At 50.3% G+C, this 1,255-nt stretch carries 1 protein-coding gene; it reads right to left on the bottom strand.

The features are described from left to right. Window positions 1-1,217 (bottom strand): sodium:solute symporter family transporter (locus tag R7M72_RS25015; protein ID WP_411913727.1); only part of this gene is annotated, 1,217 nt, incomplete at its 3' end. Window positions 1,218-1,255: the final 38 nt, after the last annotated feature.

Here is a 1,255-nt window from a genome sequence, read left to right as displayed (position 1 = left end):
AACACGACGCCGGCAAGAATCAGTAACATGCCCGCCAACGCTGTGATGGAGCCGACATAAAGTCCTTGCTTATGATTGATAGGGGACTGCTCCTCGTCGCTGATCGGTGTGGCTAGTTGAATCGCAAGTGCAGTGCGACTTTGCTGGATTGATGGTGACTCTTTGGCATAAAAGACCCGAGTAGACAGGAAGAAGCGTCCCGTCACCAGTAAATGAACGGCAAGCGTTGCGACCACGGACAGGTCTTTGCTTTCTCTTGGCGTTAACGGTGAGGAAGAGAGCCACTGTACATCAAAGATAAACATCATAAAGAGCGATACTGCGCATCCGACCATAACGGTGGCCCATCCCGACCAGTTTGGTGTTTTCAAACTGACAAGCGCAAGCAGAGATGGGATGTTGATTGGCATCTGAATGAACGCCGCGAACACAATCATCATGTCGAACAAGCTGTACGACTCAACAGACGCCAGCAGCAAAGCTGTGACCGTGGCTAATACGCCAGATACTATCGTTGCAATTTTTCCAACCATCAACTGCTGACGATTGGTGGCATTTGGGTTGAACCACACTTGGTAGAGGCTTTTGACCACAATGCCAGCGTTGCGGTTGTGTGCTGATGAAAGCGGCGCAATGGTCGCGGCCACCAATGCCACCATCACCAATCCGAGTAAACCTTGAGGCATGTAATGTTGGATGTAGTAAAGATAAGCAGCGTTGTTCGCACTCTGCTCTAGTGCAGGATAGATCGCCAGTAAATCGATGTTTTGCGCTGCCACGAACCACGCTGGCATAAACCACAGTACAGGGGCAAAAACAAACAGCACACCAGCAACGAATGCGGCCTTGGTGGCGTCTTTATCGTTGGCGGTGGTCAGAAAGCGATAGCAGCTCAAGGTGTGGTTATTACTCATGGTTTGTTGCAGCAGCATGGCGATCGCCCACATCACAAACAGAGACGGCATCCTGATCTGTTCACCATAAATTGGCGTGGCGTGCGCAAATACTTCGCTTGGTGAGTCAAAGCGTTGCAGTGCGGTATAGCCGATCACTAGAGTAATGGCGATCAGCAAAATTAATTGAATTACATTCGTCACAGACACCGTCCACGCGCCTCCGCTCACGGCGATCAAAGTGACGACCACCCCCATAGCGAGAATGGTGGTCGACATCTCAATGGCAAAAACAGCTGAGAAAAAAGACGCCAATCCATTCATCCAAATAGCACAGGCGATCAAAGTCAGCGGAAAGCTTA

It is taken from the genome of Vibrio sp. YT-18 (genome assembly GCF_033337345.1).
Taxonomy (GTDB): Bacteria; Pseudomonadota; Gammaproteobacteria; order Enterobacterales; family Vibrionaceae; genus Vibrio; species Vibrio alginolyticus.
Note: the sequence above shows the minus strand (reverse complement) of the source record. Positions and strands in the feature narration are given on the sequence as shown.